Genomic DNA, 24,304 nt, shown 5'->3' with positions numbered 1-24,304 from the left:
GCAAGCGCGGTCGACGCCTCACCGCTTCCGGCTCGGATCGATACCCATCGTCATACTGCTCTCGACGACAGACCGAGTGTGTTTCGGGACGAAGCCGAGGCGGAGCAGACCCGCGGAGCCGCCATGGGGAAAGTACGAGTCCTGAGCCAGCAACGTGGGTTCCGCCCGGTCAGTGTTGTAGGGGGCGATCTTCGCCAACGCCCGCACGACGTCATCCGCGATGTACAGCTGACCGGTATGACAGCAATGCCCACCCCTGGCAACGCTCCTCTTTCGGTCCGCGATCTCACCGATCCGGACCTTGGTATGGATGTGCACTGCCCTGCCGTCGTACCAGCCGGGAATGATGGTCCTGAATCGGACGAATCCATCCCGGTCGGTCAGCTGCGTACCCCGCAGGAAGGTCTCGTGGTCGGTGGGTTGCTCATGAGGGATCTCGGCGGCCGGGTCGACCGGGCCGCTGACCGGGGCCACATCAGTGCTCTGTGGTCTGTCGCCAACACCGTTGCCGTCGCGGATATAGCCGGAGTACACCCCGAGGGCATCGCAATGCCAGATATCGACGGCGGCACCGCGCACCGGGGCGCAGCTCTGGACGTCGACGACTCGCAGCCGCAAATCCAACGGCACGCCGGCCTTGCCTCCGGTGATGTCCGTTCGCAGCAAGCCGGCATCGAGGTAGTAAGGGCCCTCAATCTGCTCCGGAGTGAGCGTCAGGCAGGTCGCGCCCGGGACGCCAACCGCCCGCGCTGAAGCAACCGCAGATCCGGAACCCATCGACGGCGCCAAAGCCGCCGCGGTCGCCATACCGCCGGCGAGCAGAACGGCCCGCCGCGACAACCCGTCGGGCGCCAAGGACGGCCGCCGGGTCTCGTCAGCGGACACCGCTGTGAACCACCCCGGATCGGCGCCTTCGGCGTCCTCGGCGTCCTCGCTCCTGACCATGTCGCCAGTCTACGAATCCTGCGAATATTGACGAAATGCGACATACCAGAGCGTGGAAGCTGTCAGCCAGTCGGCCCAGTTCCGGCCCGGAGCACAGCGAGCGAGCGACCGATCTGCACAACGTGATCCAAGGTCTTCTCGACCTGGACACTGTCAGTGCGCGGGTTGATGGTGCACATACGCAACACGGTCTCGCCACGGACCTGCGTCGTGGTGACCATGGCATATCCGGCATCGAGCACCGCGTTCGAGACCGCGCTCTGGAACGCGTCCAGCGTCGCACCGCGCTCCATGCCGGACGGCCGGAACCGGAAAGTGAAGATGCCCAGCTGGGGCGACGACGTCAGTTCGAGCTCGGGCTGCGCCTCGACGAGCGCGCCCGCGTGGTCGGCAAGTTCCATGCCACGCTCGACGGCCTCGCGGAAGGCCGCCGCACCGAAGGTCTTGAGCGAGAGCCACAGCTTCAGCGCACGCAGGCCACGAGTCTGCTGCGGTCCATAGTCGGAGAGATTGACCTCCGCCGCGTCCGGAACCGCCTTGAGCCCAGGCGTCGGTCCGGGGTTCGAGCTGGAAACCGGTTCGCCACCGGACTCAGTGACCGCCAGGTACCCGGTGTCGAGGAAGTGCCTGGCCAGGCCGAAGCTCTCCTTGAGCAACTCGGGGCGGCGCAGCAGGACACACCCGATCTCGTAGGGCTGGAACAGCCACTTGTGCGGATCGAGTGTGATCGAATCGGCCAGGTCCAGCCCGGCAAGCACCGCTCGTCCACGCGCAGTGATCGCGGCGGCCGCGCCAAACGCACCGTCGACATGCAGCCATAGCCCCTCCTGCTCGCAGAGCGCCGCAAGGTCAGCGAGCGGATCGATGGCACCGGTGCTCGTAGTGCCGGCTGTCGCGACCACCAGGAACGGACGCAGACCCGCAGCCCGATCGCGCCGGACCCGGTCAGCCAGAACTGCGGGGTCCATCCTGAGTCCGGCGTCCGGCTCCAGCGCGATGAGCTGATCACGGTTCAAGCCCAGAATGTGCAGTGCTCTGGCCACGGAAGGGTGCGCCTGCGTGGTGCTGTAAGCACGAGCTCCGGCCAGCACGCCATCGAGGCGATGGTCACGAGCCGCGGTGAGCGCGGTCAAGGTCGCGACCGAGCCGCCGGAGACGAACAACCCGCTGGTGTCCGGCCCCAAGCCCAGCAGTTCGCGCAGCCAGGCCAGGGTGGTCAGTTCGATCTGGGTCGGCCCGGCGCCGACCAACCAGGCGCCGGGCACGGAAAGGAACGCGGCGACGAGCGCGTCAGCCAGCACCGCCGGAAAGTTGCCCGCACAGGGGACGAAGGAGAAGCACCGCGGATGGTCGGAATGCATCCCCACACCCAGGCCCGTGCGATCGCGGGCAAGACGATCGAGCAGGGCGACGAGATCATCGCCCTGCTCAGGCAGCGGCTCGCGCCACACCCGCTCCAGATCCTCCCGGCGTCCGCGCACCAGAACCGGGCCGTTCGCGCCCGCCTGAAGCCGTTCCACGATCACGTCGATCGCTCGTCGGCCGGCTCGCGACATCTCCTCCTCAGTCAGTGAAAGCGGCTGCCGGTCGGCGAGACCGACAGGCTCGGTGGCCTCGGTGGCTTCCGCGCCCTCGGCGGCCTCGCGAACCGCGACAGGCACCGGAACCTCAATGCTCATGGAACGATCCTCCGTCGTGTCGGTCACGCATATAGATATATTCATGGGAAATTGTCCACTATCAGTGGGAATGGTAACGGGTGTCGAGCCCGTGGAAGGCGGTATACCTGTCGATGGTCCTGGCCACCCGGCGGCTTCCGCTTCTCATGCCTGGCTCCGTCCCGAGCCTCGGGTCATGGCAAGACGCCGTTCAACGACTCGAAGCGGCGGGTCTCGTTCCAGCCACGTTGGCGCGTGAGCAGGCAGAGCGTGCCCAGATCCGCTCGCTGCTCGCCGTGCGGCTGGCCGGATTCCAGTCGCTCCCCCAGCAGGAGCCCGCGACGCCCTCCGCCCTGGAATGCGGGCCCGACGACATGGACACGTTCTTCGGCGTCCGTCGAGTACCCGGCAGCGATGCGGCTGTCTTCCTGCTCGGCTTCCTCGTCACCCACCTCGACGCCGTGGATGACGCCGCCTGGGCAGGCACGTCCATCAGCGCGTCGGACTGGGAAGTGTTGAGACGCGGAGTCCACGTCGTGTTCGGCGCGGCGGCACCGGGTTCGAGAGTGGAGAACACCGCACGCGATCGCACACCGCCTCCGGATATCGACGGGCATACAGCCTTCGCACGGTGGAAAACCGGCCATCGGATGTTCTACGTCATTACGCAGGGGATCTCCTGTGCCCTCATCGCAACCGCTCACGCGGCAGCGCGCGGCAACGCAATCGCTACCCGCGCCGCGCTGGAGGCCGCCACCGCGCTGAGCCGGAGCGCGGCAGTCGCAATACGGTTCACAGCCGACTTCCCCGCCGAGGTCTACCGAACTGCTGTGCGCCCTCGCATGACGCCTCCGCACGCGCCGCCAGGGTTCAGCGGACTCGCCGGACGCGACCATCGCGAACTCGTCCGTGTCTATCGGACCGTCGGGCCAGTCATCGCGACCCTGGACCGCGAGCAGTTCGCGGCGTCGGAGTTCCGCGCCGCCACCGACGAGATGTTCGCTGCTCACCAGGCAGTGTGCTGCGAGTTCGTCGGGCAGCGGGATCCCAGCCTGCTGACACGGTCCCAGGGCCAGACCGCCGTCCATGTCCTGGCGGGGCTGATCCGCAACCGCCGTGGCCTGCTCCGAGCCGAAGTACCGCGCCAGTCCACTGGCGGCTCCTTGTTCGAAGCAAACCCGTTCCGGCATCCGCAGAACGAAAACATTCCCCGCTAAATCGTGTCATGCGCTTCTTGATCGCCCCGGCTTGCTACTACTTGGTGCCATGACCAACAGCTCGGCGACCGGCTCGCCGTCCCACGGCGCGGTGCCCCTTGGCTCGGGACTCGCCGCGTTGCGCGAAGCAGTGGACGAGGTGTGGTGGTACGACCGCTCCGATTTCATCGGCGCACCCTGCGCAGGACTTCTGCCATCGATGACGTTCGAATATCGGCCGTATCGCGAAGACTCCTACGAAGAAATGCCCAGCGGTCCAGCGCCGCAGTCCTACCCGCGCCGGGTCGGCGCGACGTTCGCTCCGGAGCACGGCGACGGTGCTCACGCATGGGCTCGGCAACGCGGGCTCCGGCTCGCCGCACCCGATCTCAAGGCCACGGACCGGGCCGCGGACAAGATCACCGCGGTCCAACTGTTCGCGACGGCGCAGGTGCCGACGCCAGAACACAGCATCATCCCGCCTGACCGGCACGATCGGACGCCCTCGGCATGGGAGGCGTTGGGCGCGGGAGCACCGCTGGTGGTGCAACGGCGCGCCAACAACCTCGTCGGCCGAGGCACCCGCCTGGTGGAGTCCGCCGATGCCTACGACGCCTGCCTGCGCGACTGGTCCGGCGAGACGTTGAAGGCGACCCGCTACATCCACGGACTCGCACTGACGGTGAGCGGCTGCGCGGGTCCGGACCGGACGGTCGTCTCCGGCATCTCGCACCAACTGGTCGGCGTGCCGGACCTCGTCGACTCCTGGGGCGCCCACTGCGGCAACCAGCTCGTCGGGCCGGACCATCTGCCTCCGGGGGTATACGAGTCCTGCCAGGACACCTGCCGGCGCGTCGGCGACGTGATGCGCGCCGAAGGCTTCCGAGGCGCGTTCGGGATCGACTTGGTGAGCGACGGCCATCAGGCCTTCGCCATCGAGGTCAATCCCAGGTTCCAGACGGTGGTCGGACTGGTGCAGGCCGCGGAGGTCGCCGCCGGGGTCTTGCCGACGCTCGGCACCCACCTGCTGTCCTTCGTGACGGACGCGTTGCCGGAGCCCACACCGGCTGCCGCCGTCCCCCCGGCGGTCAGTCAGATGGTCGTGCACGCACCACAGAACGGCGTGCTGACGCGAACCGTCGCCGAAGGCTGTTACCGGCAGACGGGATGCGGACTGAGGGCCGTCGAGCGACGCCCGCTCGCAGAGCTCGGCGACGACGAAGCGCTGATCTGGCCCCACGCCCGAGTCGGCGACCGCGTCGAGCGCGGCGACGAAGTCGCGCTGATCCAGGTCAGCGGACATGTGGCGGACATCGCGATCACTCCGACGCTCAGCGAGCGGGGGCGCTCGTGGCTCGACGCGGTCGCCGCGCAGACCGAATTCGGGCCCTGATTACGCTCTCGACCGGGCTGGGTGCGATCTCGACCAGGCTGGATGCGCTCTCGGCCAGCTGGATGCGCACTCGACCGGCTGGTGCGACACCGGAATCGCCCCTGACGCGCGCCGCGTCACAGGACGCTCATTCGCTGATCCTTGGACAGCACGTAGAAGCCGAAGCGCCAGATCGGCCGCATACCCTCGTAGAACTCCTGGAAGGAGATGAGCCGGTCGCCATGGTCGTAGCGGCGCAGGTACTTGTCGGCCTCGCTCTCCGGCAAGCCCCAGCCCAGCAGCAGGAGCCGTAGCTCGAAGACGTCAATGGCGCCGCTGCGGTCCAGGTCCAGCTCCTCGAACACCGTCCGGGCCGCCTCGTGATCCGTCGCGGCGGTCGGCGGCTCCGCGTTGTCCGCCCGGTTGCGAACGCCGTGGACCTGGTACAGGTGGGAGTAGAAGGCGTCGAAGGTGACGTGGCCGTACTCACCGTGCCGGTTGACGAACGTACGGATGAACTGGGGTGAGAGCTTCCACTCGCCCATCAGCCTGGCGGTCTCCGCCAGATCCAACGCCCCGTTGCCGTCGGTGTCCAGGCGGTCGAACAGCGCCCGCGCGGCGGCCTGTTCGGAGGCGTGCTCTCCGTCGTCGGTCATCTCGGCCCAGGCCTCGCGAACGCCGTCGTTGATCAGGGCTTCGCGCTCCTTCTCGGTGGTGAAGTCCTCGAACTCGGCCGCGGACGGCTTCATGACCGCCTTGTACAGAGCCAGATGCGCCAGCACGAAGCCGACCAGGAGCAGGTTGCCGGCCACACCGATGACACCGGGAACGACCACGAAGCCGGAGAACATCACGGCCACCGAGTACCTGGTGTCGGGAAACAGATCCAGGTAGTTGAAGATACCGATGAACACGCGGACCCAGACATAGACGTTCAGGGCCAGGAAGGTGTTGACGATCCACACCGTCGAAGACGGGTTCAGCAACAAGTTGACCGCGCAGAAGGCGTGCAGACTGATGACGAAGATATATCCCGGAAGCATGATCGCCTTCGCGCCGAAGACGATCGAGGTCTGATACAGCGCCGAGGGCACATGGCCGCACAGCGCGGCAACCGCCATCACCGTCGCCGGGATCACCGGATCGGGGCTGGAGTAGGCGACGATCCCGGCCGCCAGCTCGACCATGCCGCTCACCACGTGCACCCGCACCGCGAACTTCCGCTCGCGCAGCATCAGGAACTTCGGATGCGGCGGCGTGGTCAGGTGGTAGTGGATGATGAAGACGTTGAAGAACGCTGACATGGCGCACAGCGCCAACCGCTCCCCCGCCATCCCGTCCTCGCCCCGCACGGCGAGCACAGCGAACAACGGGAGAGTCACCGCCAGCAAGGGCGCGACGACCAGCAGAAAGTATCGCGAGCGCATCATCTCCACCCGACCACGGTGCCAGAAGCGACAGCCGCCGACGGTCAATGCCCAGGCGGTCGGCGCCGATGCTCACCCGCTCGGACCAAGGCCGGCACCGTCCGAATCCGGAGTGCCGCACCGTCGCACCGCCTTATGCACGGCAGAATTGGCCCGTGCCCGCCGACCCGCCGACCGAACCCGCCGCCGACCGCACTGCCGACTCCGCTGCCGACCGCGACCCGGGTCGTTCCCGGGGGCCGTACGCCAAGAGCCGTCGACGCCGGGAGGAGATCCTCGACGCCGCGTTGGAGGTCTTCGCCCAGTCCGGCTACCGGGCCGGCTCGATCAGCGAGATCGCCGAGCGGGTGGGGATGAGCCGGGCCGGGCTGCTGCACCACTTCGACAGCAAGAGCACGCTGCTCACGGCCGTCCTGGAGCACCGCGACGCGGTGTCCGGTCCGCTGCCCGCCGAGCCCGGGCAGGACCCGGGCGCCATACTGCGGGCGTTGGTCGCGCTGTCCGCCTACAACGCCGAGCACCGCGGCGTGGTCGAGCTGCACTGCGTCCTGTCCGCCGAGGCGACCACCGAAGACCACCCGGCGCGCGCCTACTTCGCCTCCCACTACGCGCGGCAGCGTGACGCGCTGACACAAGCTTTCGCAACGTACGCGGCGGCCGGGCGGCTCCGCACGGGTATGGAGCCCGGCGCCGCTGCGGCGGCCACCCTCGCAGCACTCGACGGCCTCCAGACGCAATGGCTGCTCGCGCCCGAGGCGGTGGACCTGCCGGCCGCGACCGCGCGGTTCCTGGGCCGGTTCGTGGGCGCCGACCACTGGTCCGGCGAGTAGAGTCGCATTCTGCTCCACGAGCTCACCAACCCACCCACTCGCCAGCTCACCAACGCACCTGTTCACCAGCTCGCCTGCTTCGCGGACGGATGACACGGACATGACAAAGGACGCGTCGGCTGACGACCGTGCCGCCGCGCGCCGTACCGCGCGCGGCACCGGCGCCAAGCGGGGCGCGTATGCCAAGTCCGCCGACCGCCGGACCGAGATCCTGGACGCCGCGTTGGAGGTGTTCGGCCGGACCGGGTACCGCAGCGGCTCCATCAACGAGGTGGCCGAGAAGGTGGGGATGAGCGAGCCCGGGCTGCTGCACCACTTCACCAGCAAACGAGCGCTGCTCACGGCCGTGCTGGAACGCCGCGACACGCTGGGCGCCGAGCGGGCGCAGGCGCTGCACGGCGCGGACCTGCTGCTCGGCCTGGTCGTCCAGGCCGCGGACAACGCCCGGCACCGCGGCATCGTCCAGCTCTACACGGTGGTGGCTGGCGAGGCGACGTCAGCCGAACACCCGGCCCACGAGTATTTCACCGGCCGCTACCACTCCTTCGCGGCCATCGTCCGCCGAGCGTTGGAGGAGGTCGAGGCCGTCGGCGGCCTGGCCGCCGACGCGTCGGTGACCGACGAGACGGCGACGATCATCGCCATCATGGACGGGCTCCAGGTGCAGTGGCTCCTGGACCCCGAGGCGGTCGACATGCCCGAGGTCCTGGAAGCCCAGATCGCGACGATCGTCGACCCGGAGGTCTGGGCGCGGGCGAAGCAGGACCGGGCCGCGCGCGTGGACGCCGCGGCCGGAGCCTTGGGTACCGGAGCCCCAGATACCGCCGAAGCCCCGGGTACCTCCGGTGCAACCGGTACCTCTGGTGCAAGCGGTACCTCCGACCTGCTCAGCGGCTAGGAATCGCCCGCGTAGCCGCAGCGCGAGCTCTCCGGTTTCGGAGTCGAAGACCGCGGCACGCATGTACGCCCGGACAGGCGGTGGAAAACGGTGGATGATCCGGAACTCCGTCGGATGGAGCAGCGCCGATCCGCACCGGTTCCGGGCGGCTCCGGTCACGCCAGGTTCCGGGCCTCGGTGTAGGCGTCGAGCAGCCGAGGCAGCGAATCGCCGGTGAACCCCAGCCCGAACACGGCCAAGGCACGCATGGGCATCGCGCCCACGGCCCGCCGCATGCCCGGGGACATCCCGGCCAGCACGGCCTTGAGACCCGGGCCTCCCGCGGCGTCGAGCACGGCGGCGGCGATCCCGTCGTCGAGCCATTCGTCGAGGGTCGACGACGCGTCCAGCACCGGACCGATCCCGTCACCGGGCAGCCGCACCTGCTCGCGCAGGCGGACGTCCCGCGAGGAGAGGCCGACGCGGATCTCAGCGATCCCGGCCTCGACCTTCCAGCGGTCCTCCCGCGTCGACCAGTAGGCGAACGCCCGCTCGTCCAGGCCGACACGCACCACCGTGGACTCCCCCGGGGCCAGGTGGACCCTGGCGAAGCCTTTGAGTTCCTGTTCCGGGCGCGCCACCGAGGCGACGACGTCGTGGACGTAGACCTGCGGCACGACGGCGCCGGCCACTGGGCCGGTGTTCGTCACCGTGAAGGTCGCGGTGAACCGGTTCGGGCCGGTCTCGGCGAGGTTCAGGGCACTGAGGTCGAATTCGGTGTAGCTCAGGCCGTGCCCGAAGGGGTAGGCGACGTCCTGCTGCGCGGTGTCGTAGCCGCGGTAGCCGACGAACACGCCCTCCCCGTAGACCACCTGGCCTTCCCCGCCAGGGAAGTGCAGGTAGGAGGGCACGTCCTGGAGCCTCAGCGGAATGGTCTCAGTGAGATGCCCGGCGGGATTGGCCCGGCCGAACAACAAGTCCGCCAGGGCCGAGCCGCCGGCCTGGCCGAGGAGCCAGCCCTCAAGCACCGCCGCGGCGTGCGACTCCCAGTCGGCGACCGAGACGACGCCGCCGTTGGACAGCACGACCACCGTGCGCGGGTTGGCGGCGTGAACGGCGGCCAGCAGCGCCTGCTGGTCCGCCGGCAGCAGGATGTCGGCCCGGTCGAAGCCCTCGGATTCGAAGGCCGCGGGCAACCCCAGGAACAGGACCGCGGTCTCGCAGGCCGCCGCGCACCGGACCGCGTCGGCGACCAGGCCCGCGTCGGGAACCCCGTCGAGGCGGAACCCGGGTTCGAAGACGATCCGATCGGCGCCGGCGATCCGCTCGACCGCGGCCAGGGCGTCGTCCAGGCGGGTCGGGACGACCTGCGAACTGCCCGCGCCCTGATAGCGCGGCGTCCGCGCGAACTCGCCGATGACGGCGATCCGGCCCGGGCCCTGCTCGGCCAGCGGGAGCACGCCGTCGGCGTTCTTGAGCAGGACGGCGCCGGACAGGGCCGCCTCGTGCGCGAGCGCGTGGTGTGCGTCGCGGTCGTACTCCGCCGCGCCCCCGGCCCGGCCCCGGGCCGTCCGTTCGAGCACGCCGAGCAGCCGCCGCACCGCCTGGTCCAGCACCGCCTCGTCCAGTCGGCCGGCCCGCACCGCCGCCACGACGTCGTCGTCCGAGCCGTCCGGCGGCATCTGCAGGTCGGTGCCGCCGGCCAGCGAGGCGACCCGGTCGGCGACCGCGCCCCAGTCCGAGACCACGGCGCCGTCGAAACCCCACTCGCCGCGCAGGATCTCGGTGAGCAGGCGGCTGTGCTCGGTGGCGTAGACGCCGTTCAGTTTGTTGTAGGCGCTCATCACCGTCGTCGGCTTCGCCGTGGTGACGACGTGCTCGAACGCCGCGAGATAGATCTCGCGCAACGTCCGCTCGTCGACCTCGGCGCTCACCCGCATCCGATCGGTCTCCTGGTTGTTCGCCGCGAAATGCTTCAGCGAAGTACCCACGCCCCGGGACTGGACACCGTCGACGAACGCCGCGCCCAGGCGTCCGGTCAGGAACGGGTCCTCGGAGTAGTACTCGAAGTTGCGCCCGCACAACGGCGACCGCTTGATGTTGACACCCGGGCCGAGCAGCACCGAGACCCGTTCCGAGGCGGCCTCGGCGCCGAGCGCCGCGCCGACCCGGCGCACCAGGGCCGGGTCCCAGGAACAGGCCAGGGCGACGGCCGGCGGGAAGCACGTGGCCGGGATGCTGTTCCCCAGGCCCAGGTGGTCGCCGTCCTCGGGCTGTTTGCGCAGGCCGTGCGGCCCGTCGGCGACCAGCGCCGAGGGGACTCCGGCCGCCGGGACGGCCTCGGTGTGCCAGAAGTCGGCGCCGGAGGTCAGCGCCGCCTTCTGCTCCAGCGTCAAGGCACTGAGGACGGGGTCGGCGGGGCGTGCGGTCATGCGGCGTCCTTCGTCGTGGGTTCGGATGCGGCCAGCCGTCGCCGGGCCGCGCGACGCTCGGCCTGGCGACCGGGGTCGCTCACCGGGGCGGCCAGCAGCAGCCGCCGGGTATAGGGGTCGGCGGGGCTTGAGGTGACCGGGTCCGCCGGGCCCTGCTCGACGATCCGGCCCTGGTGGAACACCGCCACCCGGTGGCTGATGTGCCGGACCACCGACAGGTCGTGCGAGACGAACAGATAGGCCACGCCGGTGCGTTCCTGGATCTCCAGCAGCAGGTCCAGCACCCGGCGCTGGGTGCTCAGGTCCAGGGCCGACACCGGCTCGTCGCAGACGATCAGCCTCGGCTCCAGCGCCAGGGCCCGGGCGATGGCGATGCGCTGCCGCTGGCCGCCGGAGAACTCTCGCGGCAGGCGGCGGGCGGCGTCGGCGGGCAGGCCGACTCCGGTCAGCAGGTCCGCCACCCGGTCGCGCGCGTCGGCCGCGGAGACTCCGCGCAGCACCAGGGGCTCGCTCAGGGTCCGCCCGACGGTCAGCATCGGGTTCAGCGAGCGGTAGGGGTCCTGGAACACCGCCTGGATCAGGCCGCTGACCTCGGCGCGCGCCGGGGTGCCCAGCGGGCCGAGCACCTTGCCGTCGAAGGTGATCGTCCCGGTGGCGGGCGCGACCAGGCCCAGCACGGCGCGGCCGAGGGTGGTCTTGCCGGAGCCGGACTCGCCGACCACGCCGACGGTCTCGCCGGGCCGGACCGCGAGGTCGATGTCGTGGAGCACCCGGCGCGGTCGGCCCCGCCACCCCGGGGCCGGGTAGTCGACGCAGACGCCCGTCACGTCCAGCAGGTTCATACGGTGCCTCCGATCTCGGTGGTCGGACGTCCGCCGGCCGGCGCCACCGGGTCCAGGGGGCCGCGGACCGGGGCGTCGTCCAGCACGGCGGCCAGCAGTTCGCGGGTGTAGGGGGCGCGGGGAGCGCCGAAGACGTCGGCCACCGGCCCGGTCTCGACCAGGCGGCCGTGGCGCATCACCGACACGCGGTCGCACAGGTCCGCCACGACGCCGAGGTTGTGGGTGACCAGGACCACCGTCATCGCCCGTTCGGCCTGCAGATCGCGCAGCAGGTCCAGGACCTCGGCCTGGACGGTCACGTCGAGGGCGGTGGTCGGCTCGTCGGCGACGAGCAGTTCCGGATCGCACGAGACTGCGCCGGCGATGAGGACCCGTTGGGCCATGCCGCCGGAGATCTGGTGCGGATAGGAGGCGAAGACCCGCTCGGGATCGGTCAGGCCGACCCGGCGCAGCAGGGCCAGGACCCGGTCGCGCGCTTCGGCGCGGCTCAGGCCCAGGCGCACGCGCAGCGGTTCGCACAACTGGCTGCCGACTGTGGCGGTCGGTGAGAGGTTCACGCCGGGCTCCTGCGGGATGTAGCCGATGCGGACACCGCGCAGCTTCACCAGATCATGTTCGGCGGCCTCGGTCAGCTCGGTCCCGTCGAACTCGACAGTGCCGCCGGTGACCCGGCCGCCGTGGCCGAGCAGGCCCAGCAGCGCGAACGCGGTCTGGGTCTTGCCCGCGCCGGATTCGCCGACCAGTCCGTGGATCTCTCCGCGTCGGATCGTCAGGTCCACTCCGTGCACGACGTCGCGGACCGTGGCGCCGGCCTGGTAGCCGACTCGCAGTCCTCGGATGGTCAGCAGGGTGTCGGCCGGATCCGGATCGCCGGTCACCGGCGCCGGCGCGCGGTCGGCAAGGTCGGCAGGGTCGGCGGGGCCGGCGGGGCCCGCAGGCTCGGCAGGGCTGGCGGGGTCGGCGCCGTCGTTCTCCGGGACGATCGACGGCTCGGCGGAGGCCAGGGCCCCGGCTCGTCCGCCGAGTCCGAACTCGTCGCGCAGGGCGTTGGCCAGCAAGGCCAGCGACAGGCAGACCAGCGCGATCATCAGGCTGGGCCAGAGCACCGGCAGCGGGTGCTGCCCCATGGTGGTGAAGGCGTCGCTCAGCATCGTGCCCCAGGTGGGCACCGTGGGATCGCCCAGGCCGAGGAAGTCCAGGCCGGCCTGGATGCTGATGGCGACCGCCCCGACCATCGCGGCCTGGATCAGGATCGGGCCGCGCACCAGCGGCAGGATGTGCCGCCACAGGATCCGGCGGTCGCTCAGCCCGTTGACCCGCGCGGCGTCGACGAACAGCTCCTCGCGCAGCGCGGCCACCGAGGCCGCGACGACGCGGAAGAACGCCGGCGCGGCGAGCACGCCGAGCACCAGCATCGCCGCTATCAGCGAGGGGCCGATGGCGGCGCGGGCGGCGAGCAGGACCACGATGCCCGGCAGAGCCATGAGGAGCTCGACGATCCAGGTCAGGGCCAGCCGTACGGCGCGGCGGTGGAAGCCGGCCCACAGGCCGCCGACCACGCCGAGCACGGCGGCGGTGATCAGGGCCAGAGCGGCGCCGTACAGGCTGGCCCGGCCGGCGTGCAGCAGGCGGCTGAGGATGTCGCGGCCCGCGGCGTCGGTGCCGAGCAGGTGTCCGTGGCCGGGACCGGCGAGCAGGTTGTTCACGTCGGCGCGGTTCGGGTCGGCCGAGGTCAGGGCCGAGGCCAGCAGCGCGCTGAGGATCACCAGCAGCAGCACCGCGGCCGGGACCGCGACGGACGGTGCGCGGAACAGGCGCGTCCGGCGACGCGCACGAGGGGCGGTCACGACAGCCTCACCTTCGGGTTCAGGGCATACTGCGCGACGTCGACGGCCAGGTTCACCAGGACCACCAGGATCCCGGTGGCGACCACCAGGCCCATCACCAGCGGGATGTCGCCCTGGACGCTGGCGCCGACGGCCAGCTGGCCGATTCCGGGAATCGCGTACACCTGCTCGATCACGACGGTCCCGCCGATCAGGCCGATGAACTGGAGTCCCAGGACGGACAGCGCCGGTCCGGCGGCGCCGCGCAGCACGTGGCGGAGCACAATCCGCCGGAACGGCAGGCCCCTGGCGCGCAAGGTGCGGACCCACTCCTGCCCGAGGCCGTCCAGCACCGCGCCGCGGATCTGCTGCGTCAGGTTGACGGTAGCGCCCACCGACAGCGCGGCGATCGGCAGCGCGATCGACCGGAGCCAGTCGCCCACCGAGTCCGACGGCTGGGTGTAGCCGGTCGCCGGGAACCAGTGCAGGTGCAGGGCGAAGGCCGACACCAGGAACAGCGCGATGAGGAACCCCGGCAGCGCGATGCCCAGCAGGGACACCGCTTGCAGCGCCCGGTCCAGCCAGCCGCCGCGGACCGCCGCGGTGACGCCCAGGGCGACCGAGAGCAGGGCCGAGACGACGGTCGCGCCGGCCACCAGGGACAGCGTCACCTGCGCCCGGGTCTGGAGCGCGGAGGTCACGGTCTCCCCGGAGGTCCACGACAGGCCGAGGTCGCCGTGCAGCGCGGCGTTGAGCCAGGTGCCGTAGCGGGAGGGCAGCGGCCGGTCCAGCCCGAGCTCGACGGCCTTGGCGTGGACCTGCTCGTTGCTGGCGTTGTCGCCGAGGATGTGCCGGGCGATGTCGGCTCCGCTGAGATACATCAGCGCGAAGGAGACGACGGACACGGCCAGGACCAGTACCAGCCCGGCGAGAAGACGCCTGGCCACGTAGGCGGTCAACCTGTCCTCCTTTTCAGAGAGGGACTTTCGAGAAGAGGCTTTCGGGAAGGGACTTTCGAGAAGGGGGCTTTCGAAAAGGGGCCTTCGAGAGGGGGCTTTCGAGAAGGAGCCTTCGCGAGCGGGGATGGGCCGGGGCGCCCAACGTCGGTGCGCGGGCGCCGCAGCGGTGGGCTCAGGAGGCCGGGGCGAAGTTCCAGATCGAGGGGAACGCGTTCCCCTTCTGGAGCGTGACCTTGGTCTTGGCGCCCACGGCGAATCCGTTGTCGGCCTGGTACCAGGGGGCGAACCAGGCCTGCTTGGTCAGGTAGGTGTTCAGGTCCTTGAGCGCCTGGTCCCGGGCGGCGCCCTCGGTGGTGCGGACCTTCTGGATCAGCGCCGCGGAGGTGTCGTCGGTGTAGTGCAGCGGGTTGAACTGCGCGTTGGTGTCGACGGCGGAGACGATGAAGGTCCAGTCGATGGCGTTGGCGTTCTGGAAGAAGGCCAGCGCGTACTTGCCGGCGAGGATGTCCGACACGTAGTTGGTACCGGCGTCCACGAGGGTGGTGTGGAAGCCCGCGTCGTCGAGTTGCTGCTTCACGAAGGTGAACAGCGAGGCGTTGGACGAGGTCATCGGCACCGACAGGTCCACGCCGTTGGGATAGCCGGCCTCGACCAGCAGCGCCTTGGCGGCGGCCGGGTCGTAGGCGTACTGCGCGTTCAGGCTTGCGTCGTAGGCGGCGGACCCGGTGTTGAACGGCTGGGCGGTGGCGGTGCCCATGCTCTGGTTGACGGCCTTCAACAGGGCGTCACGGTTGAAGGCGTGGTTCATCGCCTGGCGCACCTTCACGTTCGCCAGCGCCGGGTTGACCTTGCCGGCCCGGTCGTAGATGAACATGCCCGCCAGGTCCAGCGGCTGGGTCTGGACGGTCCAGCCCGACACGGCCTTGACGTCGGCCGCGACCTGGTTGGTCACCAGCGCGCCGGCGTCGATCTGGCCGGACTTCACGGCGTTCACCTCGGCGGTCGCGGTGGTGTAGACGTTCAGGGTGATCTTGCCGTAGTGGATCTTGGACGGGTCCCAGTACTTCGGGTTCGCCTTGTAGACGTAGGTCGATCCGATGACCGTGGAGGCCTTGTCCATGACGTAGGGCCCGGTGCCGATGGGGTCGGTCGCCGCCTCCGCTTTGCCCAGCGTCGCCGGGCTCTGCATGTAGGAGGTGGCATCGGCGAGGTTGACGAGCAGGCCCGGATCGGCGGCCTTCAGGGTCAGGACGAGCGTGTGGGCGTCCGGGGCCGTGACGCCGGTCACGGAGGCCAGGTAGCTCTTGCCGATCCCGTCCTTCAGGAACGCGTCCATGTTCGCCTTCGCGGCCGCCGCGTCGAAGGCGGTGCCGTCGCTGAAGGTGACGCCTTCCCGGAGCGTGAGCGTCAGCTGGGTCTTGTCGTCGTTGTACTGCCAGGCGCTGGCCAGGCCGGGCCCGACGGTGCCGTCGGGAGCGGCGCGCAACAGCGGGTCGTACACGGTCTGGAAGAACGGGGAGTACTGCCCGGACTGGCCGCCCGCGGCGGTCAGGGTCTTGGGCGAGGTCACCACACCCAGGCGCAGGTTGCCGGTGGGCTGACCGGTCGCACTCTTCCCCGCGGTGGATCCGCTGGACGCCGAAGAGGAGGAGGAGCAGCCCGCGACGACGGCTGCCAAGGCGACGGACGCGGCTATCGCGCCGAGAGGCTTGAAACGGAGCATCGGTGTCTCCACAGAAAAAGGAGGGTGAGGGTTGCCGGCGGCGAGACGGCCGGTGGCGTGCGGGAAACGTAACACGAAAATCTACAGCCAGATAGGGTTTCAGGCGGGTGCCGCGGAACCGTGTCCGGTCTGTTGTCTTCGCAGCTCAAAGCGGCAATGACAAGGTGTCCGACGGCCGTTCGGCCGCCGGATCACCTGGTCTCGACGCCGCGTCACGCAGTGGCGCCGCCGAGCGTCCGCATGACCGCCGGGGTGGCGCCGCCGAGCGTCCGCACGACCGCCGGGGTGGTGAGGACGCGGTCGCCGGCCACGGTGCGCGTGGAGCCCGTGAGGGACACCGAGGCGCGGGCGCGGAGGTCGGAACTGGAGGATCCGACCGACAAGCGGACCTCGCCCGGCTCGACGATGCGCGTCATGTCCAGACCCGTGAAGGACAGCCGGTCGGTGTGCAGCTGGAAACTCACCCGGGCCGACTCCCCCGGCGCCAGCGGCACCCGCGCGAAGCCGACCAGCTCGGTCACCGGCCGAGTCACCTGGGCGATCGGATCGTGCGCGTACAGCTGGACCACCTCGGCGCCTTCCCGGGCGCCGGTGTTCGACACCGTCACCGAGACCTCGACGGCGCCGTCGGTCGGCACCTCGGTGGCGCTGAGTTCCAGCTCGGAGTAGGCGAATTCGGTGTAGGACAGGCCGTGGCCGAACGGGAACGCCGGGGTGGTGTCCAGGCTGCTGGTGGTCGTGGCGTGCGCGCCGAGCCGCGGGTGCAGGTAGGTCGTGGGCTGCCCGCCCGGGCGCGCCGGGATCTGGACCGGGAGCTTGCCCGAGGGCGTCACCCGGCCGGACAGGATCCCGGCCAGCGCCGGGCCGCCCTCCTCCCCGGGGAAGAACGCCTGGACGATCGCCGCGGCGCGCCCGACGTAGGGGCCCAGCGCGTACGGCCGGCCGGTGACGGCGACGACGACGGTGGGGGTGCCGGTCGCCAGCACCGCCTCCAGGAGTTCGTGCTGGACACCGGGCAGCGCCAGGTCCTCCACGTCGCAGCCCTCGCCGGAGGTTCCGCCGCCGAACAGCGCGGCCCGATCGCCGATCACGGCGATGCAGAGGTCGGCCGACGCGGCGGCCTCGGCCGCGGCGGCGATCCCGGAGCGGTCCTCGTCCCGGACCGGGCAGCCGACCTCGAACACGGTCTCCGGTCCGGGGCCGTCGGCCGAGAGCTCGGTACGCAGCGCTTGCAGGAAGGTGGCCGCCTCGATCCCGTTGTCCATCCCGGTGTAGTGCGGAAGCACGTGGTTGGGGAAGGAGTAGCAGCCGAAGAAGGCGTTCGCGTCGTCGGCGCACGGGCCGACCACCGCGATCCGCGACAACCCGGAGGCGGCCAACGGCAGGACGCCCGACGTGTTGTCCAGCAGGACGACACTGCGCTCGGCCAGCTTCCTGGCGATGTCTCGCGACTCGGGCGAGTCGAGGTCCAGGTCGCCCGAAATCAGCGCGGGAGCGTCCTCCGGTGCCCAATCGGCGTCCAGCAGACCCAGCTCGACCTTCTGCCGCAGCACGCGTTCCAGCGCCCGATCGACCAGCGCCTCGGAGACCGAGCCGGCCAGGATCTTCTCGTGGAGCGGGGAGCCGTAGCACAGCGTTCCGGGGAGCTCGACGTCGATACCGGCTTCCAGCGCGCGGGCGGCCGAGTCGCCCCAGTCCTCGGTGACTCCGTGCAGGACGCGCAGAAAGGCGATCGCCCAGTAGTCGGAGACCACTGTTCCGTCGAAGCCCAATTCGCCGCGCAGCAGGTCGGTCAGCAGCCACGCGTCCGCGGCGGCCGGAACGCCGTCGACGTCGGAGTACGAGTTCATCACCGACCGGGCGCCGCCCTCGCGCAGCGCGGCTTCGAAGGGCGGGAGGATCACGTCGCGGAACTCTCGGCGCCCCATCGAGACCGGGCCGTGGTTGCGCGCGCCGCGGGAGGCCGAGTAGCCGGCGAAGTGCTTCAGGGTCGCCACCACGCCGGCCGATTCCAGGCCGGTGACGTAGGCCGTGCCGGTGACCGAGGCGAGGTAGGGGTCCTCGCCCAGGGTCTCCTCCACTCGGCCCCAGCGGTAGTCGCGGACTACGTCCAGCACCGGTGACAGGCCTTGGTGTACGCCGACTGCGCGCATGCCTTCGCCGATGGCGCGCGCCATCTCCTGGACGCTTTCCGGGTCGAACGCCGCCGCCCACGCGATCGAGGTCGGGAAGACCGTGGCCCGGTAGGCGGTGAAGCCGGTGAGGCACTCCTCGTGCGCGAGGGCCGGGATGCCCAGCCGGGTGCGGGTCATCAGGTCGCGCTGCCATTCGGCCAGCTGCTTGGCGCCGTCAGTCGGCTCCACCGGCTTGGTGCCGAGCGGCCGGGTCAGGTGGCCGAGCCCGTGGCGGGTGCCCTCGACGAAGTCGACGCGGCGTCCGAACATTTCCTGCATCGGCGCCACCTGTCCGCCGGCATTCTGCGTGGCGGCCTCGGGGTCCTCCGGCGGGAGCAGTTCTTTGACGCCTGGCCATATGCTGCCGAGCTGCGCGAGCTTCTCCTCCAGGCTCATCGCGGCACTCAAGGCGGCGACCCGCTCGGCCGTCGGGCGGGTCGGATCGGTCCAGGGGCGCTCGGCGGGGGTGTGGTGGTCGGTCATGTGCGTTCCTGACTTTTCGGGGCTGTGCTGGGGGATCAGGGTTTGGGTGTTGGGGTGGGGGTGGGGGTGGGGGGTGTTGGCGTAGATGGGGTCGCGCTCGTGGGCGGGACCGGTGGGAGTGCGGGCGGCGGGGCGCAGGACGCGCGGACGATGAGTTCCGTAGCGAGCTCGACGTGGCGGCTGGCCAGGTCCCGCCCGGAGGCCAGGCGCAGCAGCGACTGCACGGCGGCGCGTCCCATCTCGGCGAAGGGCTGACGGACCGTGGTCAGCGGCGGCGAGGAATATTGCAGAACTGGGACGCCGTCGAAGCCGACAACGCTGAGGTCCTCCGGGACGCGCAAGCCGCGCTGGCGGGCCGCCTCGATCACGCCGAGCGCCTGACCGTCGCTGGCGGCGAACACCGCAGTGGGCGGCTCGGCCAGGTCCAGCAGCCGCAGCGCGGCCATCCGCGACGGACCGATGAGGAAGTCGCCGCGCTCGATCAGGTCCGGGTCAACGGCGATGCCCGCCGTCGACAGCGCCGCCTGATAGCCGTGCAGACGAGCTCGGCTGCTGGCGGCCTCGGGACGACCCTGGATCATCGCGATGCGCCGGTGTCCGAGACCCAGCAGATGCTCGGTGGCGGCCAGCCCGCCGGCGAAGTCGGTGACGCCGATGCTGGGCAGGCCGCTGTGCGGCACTGAGACCGGGTCTACCAGGACGATGCGCGCGCCGACGCGGGCGAATGGTTCGTAGTGGGCGGGGGTCAGCCGCGTGGTCACCAAGATCAGCCCGGCGCGCCCCGGCCCGGCAACTCGCTGGGCCCAGCGCGCCCACCGGGCGGTGTCGTCCAGGCGGGGCGCGACACCGACCACTACTTCCACGTCCTCAGCAGCAGCCTCAGCAGTCGCACCCCGGATCATCTCCAGGTTGTTCGGGTTGTCCATCGAGTCGAAGGCCAGGTCAAGCCCAGTGACCTGGGTGCTCTGGCCCCGAGCGACGTAGTTGTACTCGGCCAGCAGCGCTGCTACCCGGGCCCGGGTGGCGGGCGCCACGTCGGAGCGGTCGTTGACCACTTTCGACACGGTCGCCACTGACACTCCGGCCGCCTCGGCGACGGCCAGGAGGGTGGTGCGGGAAGCCTGTGACCTGGACATCGGGACAGCTCCTTGGGGCGACGACGTGGATGCCGTGAGCTGGTTCGGCTCGCGGCCGCGTCAGGTTACCTCAAGGTTTCGAAAAGGTTGAGGGGGAGTTTTCGAAAATTGATCGGTGGGTGGGGGTGGAGCAGTTAAAAGCAAAACCAAAAGCTGGGTAAGGCAGGCGCCTCCGGCGAGGACCTCTGATCCCTCGGAGAACTGGCGCTAGTCCATAGGTGGGCCCGGTCAGTCCCTGCGCTGGCGGTTGGTAAGGTGGGGGTTTGTTCCCCTCGCTCACGTCGGCAGCCCTACGGGTACAGCACCGCCGCCCAGGTATCAAGTCCATGCCGTGGCGGTGATGGTTGTTGGGCTGCGGTTGCGCTTGCATGAACTTGACACCTGGTCGGCGGTACTGTAGGCAAAGCCCTGCCGACGTGACCGAGGAGAACAAACCAAAACCCCAGGGAGAGGACTGAAGGATCCGGGGGCAGAGGCGGCTCACTTCAGCCGCGCCAATCCCCGAAAGACTTCCGGACCAGGCCTTTTTCCAAGGCGGTCGGGCACCGGTGGCGGGGCGGACAGCGCCGCCCCGCCATCGGTCAAGGATCAAGCAGCCACAAGCGTGAGGGTCAAGGAGAACGTCTGCGAGGACTGCGGGCAGCCGCCCGAGGTGTCGCGCTCGACGTGGACGATGTCGGCGCCCACGTAGTGGCTGCCGTCCTCGATCGTGTGGTTGAACTCGCCGCTGCCCTCGCCGTTGATCTCGTCGGAGGAGATCTCGGTGTCGGTTACGTGGCTGGTCGTGCCGTCGGACCAGGTTACGGTGCCTGAGCCGCTGAAGCCGGTGCCGTCGAGGTCGTTGCAGCTCAGGGTCTCGGTTCCGGAACTGGTCATGCTGACCGGGTAGGTGTGGTCGCCGTCGAGTCCGATGCCGTGGCAGCCCGTGTAGGTGATCTGCCCCGACCAGTCGATCGATCTGACCGTGCTGGTCAGATCCGGTGACCAGGTGACCGTGCCGGTGCCGTTGCACGTGATCACGGTCTGCGCGCTGGCCGGTGTCGCGGCGATCGCCAGACTCGATACGGCCAGGCCGAGCGTTCCTGCGAAAACCGCGGAGACTCGCCGCAGGTTGCGCACTCTCATGGAGTACTGCCTTTCCTCTGTGCCGCAATCCGGTGCCGCGGCAGCCCTATGCATCTCGGGTAGTTCATCACGAAGTTCCCGAATATGGCGATGTTGCTGTCGATTGACACGCATAGCGCCTCCGCCGAACGGGTGAGCGGTCAGCCCACGGACGCGGCCTCCGCGCTGAATACATCGGTGTCGTCGCTCCGCGAAGGATCCGCCAGCAGCGCCAGTTCGGACTCGATGAGGTCGGTCAGGCCGCTGCCGACGAGTAGCGGATGCCCGCCGCCCCGGCGGTAGGCGGCCGACCGGGACACCGGCAGCCGCGACGCTGTCGGCTGGGCCGACCACGGATTCGGCGCACCGTCCTCGGCGGGGAGGCGGGCCGCGGCCATCGCGGTCATGAACGCGATGTATTCCTCGCGCGTGATGATGTTGTCGTCATCCAGGTCCATCGCTTCCCGCATCGAGTTCCACAGCGCGCGGAAGCGGGTCTCGGCGCGCTGGAGGGTCTCCTCGTCACTGGTCGCCGGGTCGTTGGCCATCCGGTGCAGCAGGTCGGTGAAGTCGGCCCAGCTGATCACCCCGTCGCCGTTGACGTCCAGCAGCCGGAACCGGGTCTGGAACCAGCGGCCGAGGTCGACGGTCGAGACATCCTCGGCGTTCGACGCCGCCACCGGCTCCCCGGCCGCCGTCGGCGACTCGCCATGTCCCTCGGCCAGCGCCGACCGCAGCGCCCCGCGCTCAGCCCTGGCCGTCGAGCTGAGCGACTCATCGACCACCAGCAGCAGTCCCAGCACCACGAAGCCAGCCAACGCCACCAGCGCCGGGGCTCCCACCGCGACCGGGATCGCCACCAAGCAGCCGACGACGACCGCCGCCCACCCACGACGCGGACGCCGTCCCAACATCAGCCACATGCCGCAGATGCCCAGCGCGAACACCGCGACGCCCGCGCCCAGCGCGATCGCGAGCAGCGGTGGCAGCGGCGGGCCCAGCCCGCCGCCGGAGCCCGTCGCCAGGTCACGCGCGATCGCGCGCAGTCCGAAGCCGAACGCGACCATCCCGGCGAGCAGGACCAGGTGCGCGGCGTTGTAGTGCCCATGCACGATCCGGTGGTGGACGCTGCGCATGGTGCGGTGCAGACGGTGCTCGGCGTAGCGCGCGAGCAGGTCGAAGTACAGCCACCACATGATCGTGCAGGAGATCAGTGCCATGCCGATCAGCAGCAGTTGCGGCAGTGCGACCGCCTCGCCGTTGAGCTGCTGGCCCATGCCGCCCATCGACATGTCCAGGCCGATGATCACGATGAACGCGAACCGCTCGGCCAGGTGCCCCGGCGCCACCGTGCGCCAGCCGCGCATGAACGCGAGCGTCGCCAGCACCTCGCACGCCAGCGCGGCGATCCACAAGCCGACCCGGTCGGCCCGCGGCACCTGCGTGGCGAGCGCGATGAGCAGCGCGGTCACCACCGGAGCCCCGGCGACGATCAGGGGACGACGACCCGCGGTGCGGCCCAGCAGCGTCCGCAGCGCGATCGCCGAGCACACGCGGATCAGCACATAAGCACCGAGATACAGCGCCGCCCTCATGCTGAACCCGGGCCTGACGAACGCCATCGGCAACGCCAGCCCCAGGAAGACCATCCCGGACAGCGCACAGACGTGCAGCGTGCGCAGCGTCCCGACATTGGCGTCCGCGGTGTTCCCGGCCCACACGAAGGTCATCCAGCAGCCCCACAGCATCGCGAGCACCAGCAGCGCCCGCAACGCACCCTCAGGGCTCTGATCGCGGAGCACCACCACGTCGCACTGGGCGAACGCGAACGCGACCATGATGTCGAACAGCAGCTCGAACCCGGACAGCTCGTGGTCGCCGTCCGCGAACTGGATGGTGGGTCGCCAGCGCCGAGGACGCAGCCGCGCCCGCACCGACTGCGCCGCGGTCAGACCGGCCGGACCGGCGGTCAGCGCCTCGACCCGCGCCGTCCGGACGGCGCGCGCCGCATGCACCGCGCGATGCTGGTCCAACCCGGCCACCACAACCAGCAATCCCACCAGCACCAGCGGTGCGACGAGCACCGGCGTGCCGGACAACGGGACGATGGCGACCAGCAGAAGCAGCGGCGTGACCAGACGCAGCGGATCGGCCTTCCAGATCGCGACGAACGAGAACCCGGCCTGCCCGAGCAGGACCGCGGCGATCCCGCCGTACAGTCCCGCGAGCGGGACCATGCCGATCGGCGCCGTCACGCCGCCGTCGACGGAAGCCACCGCGACCAGCACGGAGCGCAGAGCGCCGGCGCCGACTGCCAGGCCGCCGCACATAAGCAGGTGGCCGAAGTGGTAGCCGCCGTCCATCAGCAGTTTGCGACCCAGGCCGACGTCGAGGTTGCGGGCGTCCAGGGTGAACCGCGCCGGTTCGATGAGCGGCTCGTAAAGCCGGTACAGCAGATATGCCGTCAGCAGGGCGGCACCGACCACGGTCAGCATCGCCGGTGAGATCCGTTGCGACTGTCCGACCTGTTCCAGCAGTTCGAGCGACAGGCAGCACGCCACGGTGTAGGCGGCGAGGTAGCGCTCGCTCAGCGCCCGGAATCCGTAGATCTGCCAGCCCTCGACCAGACCGAACCGCAGACGGTCGTACACCGGCAGAGTGGTCGCCCACATGAAGGCGGTGAAGAAGATCGGCGCGGCGAGCATCAGCAGTGTCTTGGCCGAACCGTGGACGCAGACCGCCCACCAGATGAGCGCCGCTTCGCCGACGTAGGCCGCGAACACGAACAGCAGGTTGCCCCGCTGCCGGGGATCGCCGGCGTGCGCGGCGAACCACTGGGCCGCTCCGCACACGCAGTTGAGAGTGAAGACGGTGGCGAACACCACGGGCCCGTCGAGACCTCCGGTGATGTCGGAGAAGGCCTCGGGCACGCAGATCGCGAGCGCCAGGAACAGCCCGGTCTGGACGATCATCAGCAGTTTGAGAGGGGCGGCGGTCACCGACCCCATGGTGACCGCGCTGACGCTCTCCTCCCAGGCGCGGATCACGATGAACAGGGCCGCGATGGTCCGCAGCACCCCGCCGGCCCCGGGTTCGAGCCGGAGCAGGCTGACCGCCTGGGACAGCGCGAGCACGAATGTGATGTCCACCAACAGTTCCACCGGATCGGACCGGTCCTCGGCGTCCCGCCTCGGCAGCGGCCACAGCCTGCCTGTTCCCACCATCGTCTCTTCCCTCGTTCGGTCCGGCCGGGTGCGTTCGACCCGAGCGGGCGCGGTCTTGGTCCGGATTCAGCGAGAAGCGCATATGAGCCCCCTGAT

General features: G+C 70.1%; 16 protein-coding genes. 4 read left to right on the top strand and 12 right to left on the bottom strand.

Annotated elements, in window-relative coordinates:
- Window positions 1-18 precede the first annotated feature (18 nt).
- Window positions 19-885 (bottom strand): intradiol ring-cleavage dioxygenase, encoded by an 867-nt coding sequence (locus ABD481_RS12335; RefSeq protein WP_344665733.1) that lies wholly within the window; start codon window positions 883-885, stop codon window positions 19-21.
- Window positions 886-1,007: 122 nt separating this feature from the next.
- Entirely contained in the window at window positions 1,008-2,651 is a 1,644-nt protein-coding gene (locus tag ABD481_RS12330) for a pyridoxal phosphate-dependent decarboxylase family protein (protein ID WP_344665732.1), read from the bottom strand.
- Window positions 2,652-2,851: 200 nt separating this feature from the next.
- Here ABD481_RS12330 and ABD481_RS12325 point away from each other — a divergent pair, with 200 nt between their 5' ends.
- Both ABD481_RS12325 and ABD481_RS12320 read left to right on the top strand, forming a co-directional pair.
- A complete protein-coding gene (locus tag ABD481_RS12325; protein ID WP_344665731.1) occupies window positions 2,852-3,820 on the top strand; it encodes a hypothetical protein in 969 nt (322 codons plus the stop codon).
- 49 nt (window positions 3,821-3,869) lie between these two features.
- The gene (locus ABD481_RS12320) at window positions 3,870-5,192 is read left to right on the top strand and encodes an ATP-grasp domain-containing protein (RefSeq protein ID WP_344665730.1); all 1,323 of its coding nucleotides are present in this window, start codon (window positions 3,870-3,872) and stop codon (window positions 5,190-5,192) included.
- 116 nt (window positions 5,193-5,308) lie between these two features.
- On the opposite strand, the gene ABD481_RS12315 is transcribed toward ABD481_RS12320, so the two are convergent.
- A complete protein-coding gene (locus ABD481_RS12315) occupies window positions 5,309-6,601 on the bottom strand; it encodes an EF-hand domain-containing protein (RefSeq protein WP_344665747.1) in 1,293 nt (430 codons plus the stop codon).
- A gap of 152 nt (window positions 6,602-6,753) precedes the next feature.
- Between ABD481_RS12315 and ABD481_RS12310 the strand changes: the two genes are divergently transcribed.
- Window positions 6,754-7,428 (top strand): TetR/AcrR family transcriptional regulator, encoded by a 675-nt coding sequence (locus ABD481_RS12310; protein ID WP_344665729.1) that lies wholly within the window; start codon window positions 6,754-6,756, stop codon window positions 7,426-7,428.
- Window positions 7,429-7,528: 100 nt separating this feature from the next.
- Window positions 7,529-8,326, top strand: a complete 798-nt coding sequence (locus ABD481_RS12305; RefSeq protein ID WP_344665728.1) for a TetR/AcrR family transcriptional regulator — start codon at window positions 7,529-7,531, stop codon at window positions 8,324-8,326.
- 155 nt (window positions 8,327-8,481) lie between these two features.
- Here ABD481_RS12305 and ABD481_RS12300 read toward each other — a convergent pair whose 3' ends face one another.
- From ABD481_RS12300 to ABD481_RS12260, 9 genes are all read right to left on the bottom strand, one after another.
- A complete protein-coding gene (locus tag ABD481_RS12300; RefSeq protein WP_344665727.1) occupies window positions 8,482-10,737 on the bottom strand; it encodes a glycoside hydrolase family 3 C-terminal domain-containing protein in 2,256 nt (751 codons plus the stop codon).
- Window positions 10,734-11,579 carry an ABC transporter ATP-binding protein gene (locus tag ABD481_RS12295; protein ID WP_344665726.1) on the bottom strand — a complete coding sequence of 282 codons (846 nt, stop codon included), beginning with the start codon at window positions 11,577-11,579 and terminating at the stop codon, window positions 10,734-10,736. The genes ABD481_RS12300 and ABD481_RS12295 overlap by 4 nt, the downstream gene beginning before the upstream one ends.
- Entirely contained in the window at window positions 11,576-13,426 is a 1,851-nt protein-coding gene (locus tag ABD481_RS12290) for a dipeptide/oligopeptide/nickel ABC transporter permease/ATP-binding protein (RefSeq protein ID WP_344665725.1), read from the bottom strand. The genes ABD481_RS12295 and ABD481_RS12290 overlap by 4 nt, the downstream gene beginning before the upstream one ends.
- Window positions 13,423-14,364: an ABC transporter permease gene (locus ABD481_RS12285; protein ID WP_344665724.1), complete on the bottom strand. Its 942-nt coding sequence runs from the start codon at window positions 14,362-14,364 to the stop codon at window positions 13,423-13,425. The genes ABD481_RS12290 and ABD481_RS12285 overlap by 4 nt, the downstream gene beginning before the upstream one ends.
- Window positions 14,365-14,536: 172 nt before the next feature.
- Window positions 14,537-16,087 (bottom strand): ABC transporter substrate-binding protein, encoded by a 1,551-nt coding sequence (locus tag ABD481_RS12280; RefSeq protein WP_344665723.1) that lies wholly within the window; start codon window positions 16,085-16,087, stop codon window positions 14,537-14,539.
- 212 nt (window positions 16,088-16,299) lie between these two features.
- Window positions 16,300-18,744 (bottom strand): beta-xylosidase/alpha-l-arabinosidase, encoded by a 2,445-nt coding sequence (locus ABD481_RS12275; protein WP_344665722.1) that lies wholly within the window; start codon window positions 18,742-18,744, stop codon window positions 16,300-16,302.
- 35 nt (window positions 18,745-18,779) lie between these two features.
- Complete coding sequence (locus ABD481_RS12270; RefSeq protein WP_344665721.1) at window positions 18,780-19,880, bottom strand: LacI family DNA-binding transcriptional regulator; 1,101 nt, start codon at window positions 19,878-19,880, stop codon at window positions 18,780-18,782.
- 588 nt (window positions 19,881-20,468) lie between these two features.
- Window positions 20,469-21,005, bottom strand: a complete 537-nt coding sequence (locus ABD481_RS12265) for a hypothetical protein (protein WP_344665720.1) — start codon at window positions 21,003-21,005, stop codon at window positions 20,469-20,471.
- Window positions 21,006-21,145: 140 nt separating this feature from the next.
- Entirely contained in the window at window positions 21,146-24,208 is a 3,063-nt protein-coding gene (locus ABD481_RS12260; RefSeq protein WP_344665719.1) for a low temperature requirement protein A, read from the bottom strand.
- Window positions 24,209-24,304 lie beyond the last annotated feature (96 nt).

This window comes from Catenulispora yoronensis, from assembly GCF_039531695.1.
Lineage (GTDB): Bacteria > Actinomycetota > Actinomycetes > Streptomycetales > Catenulisporaceae > Catenulispora > Catenulispora yoronensis.
This window is presented reverse-complemented; position numbering and strand designations above follow the sequence as displayed.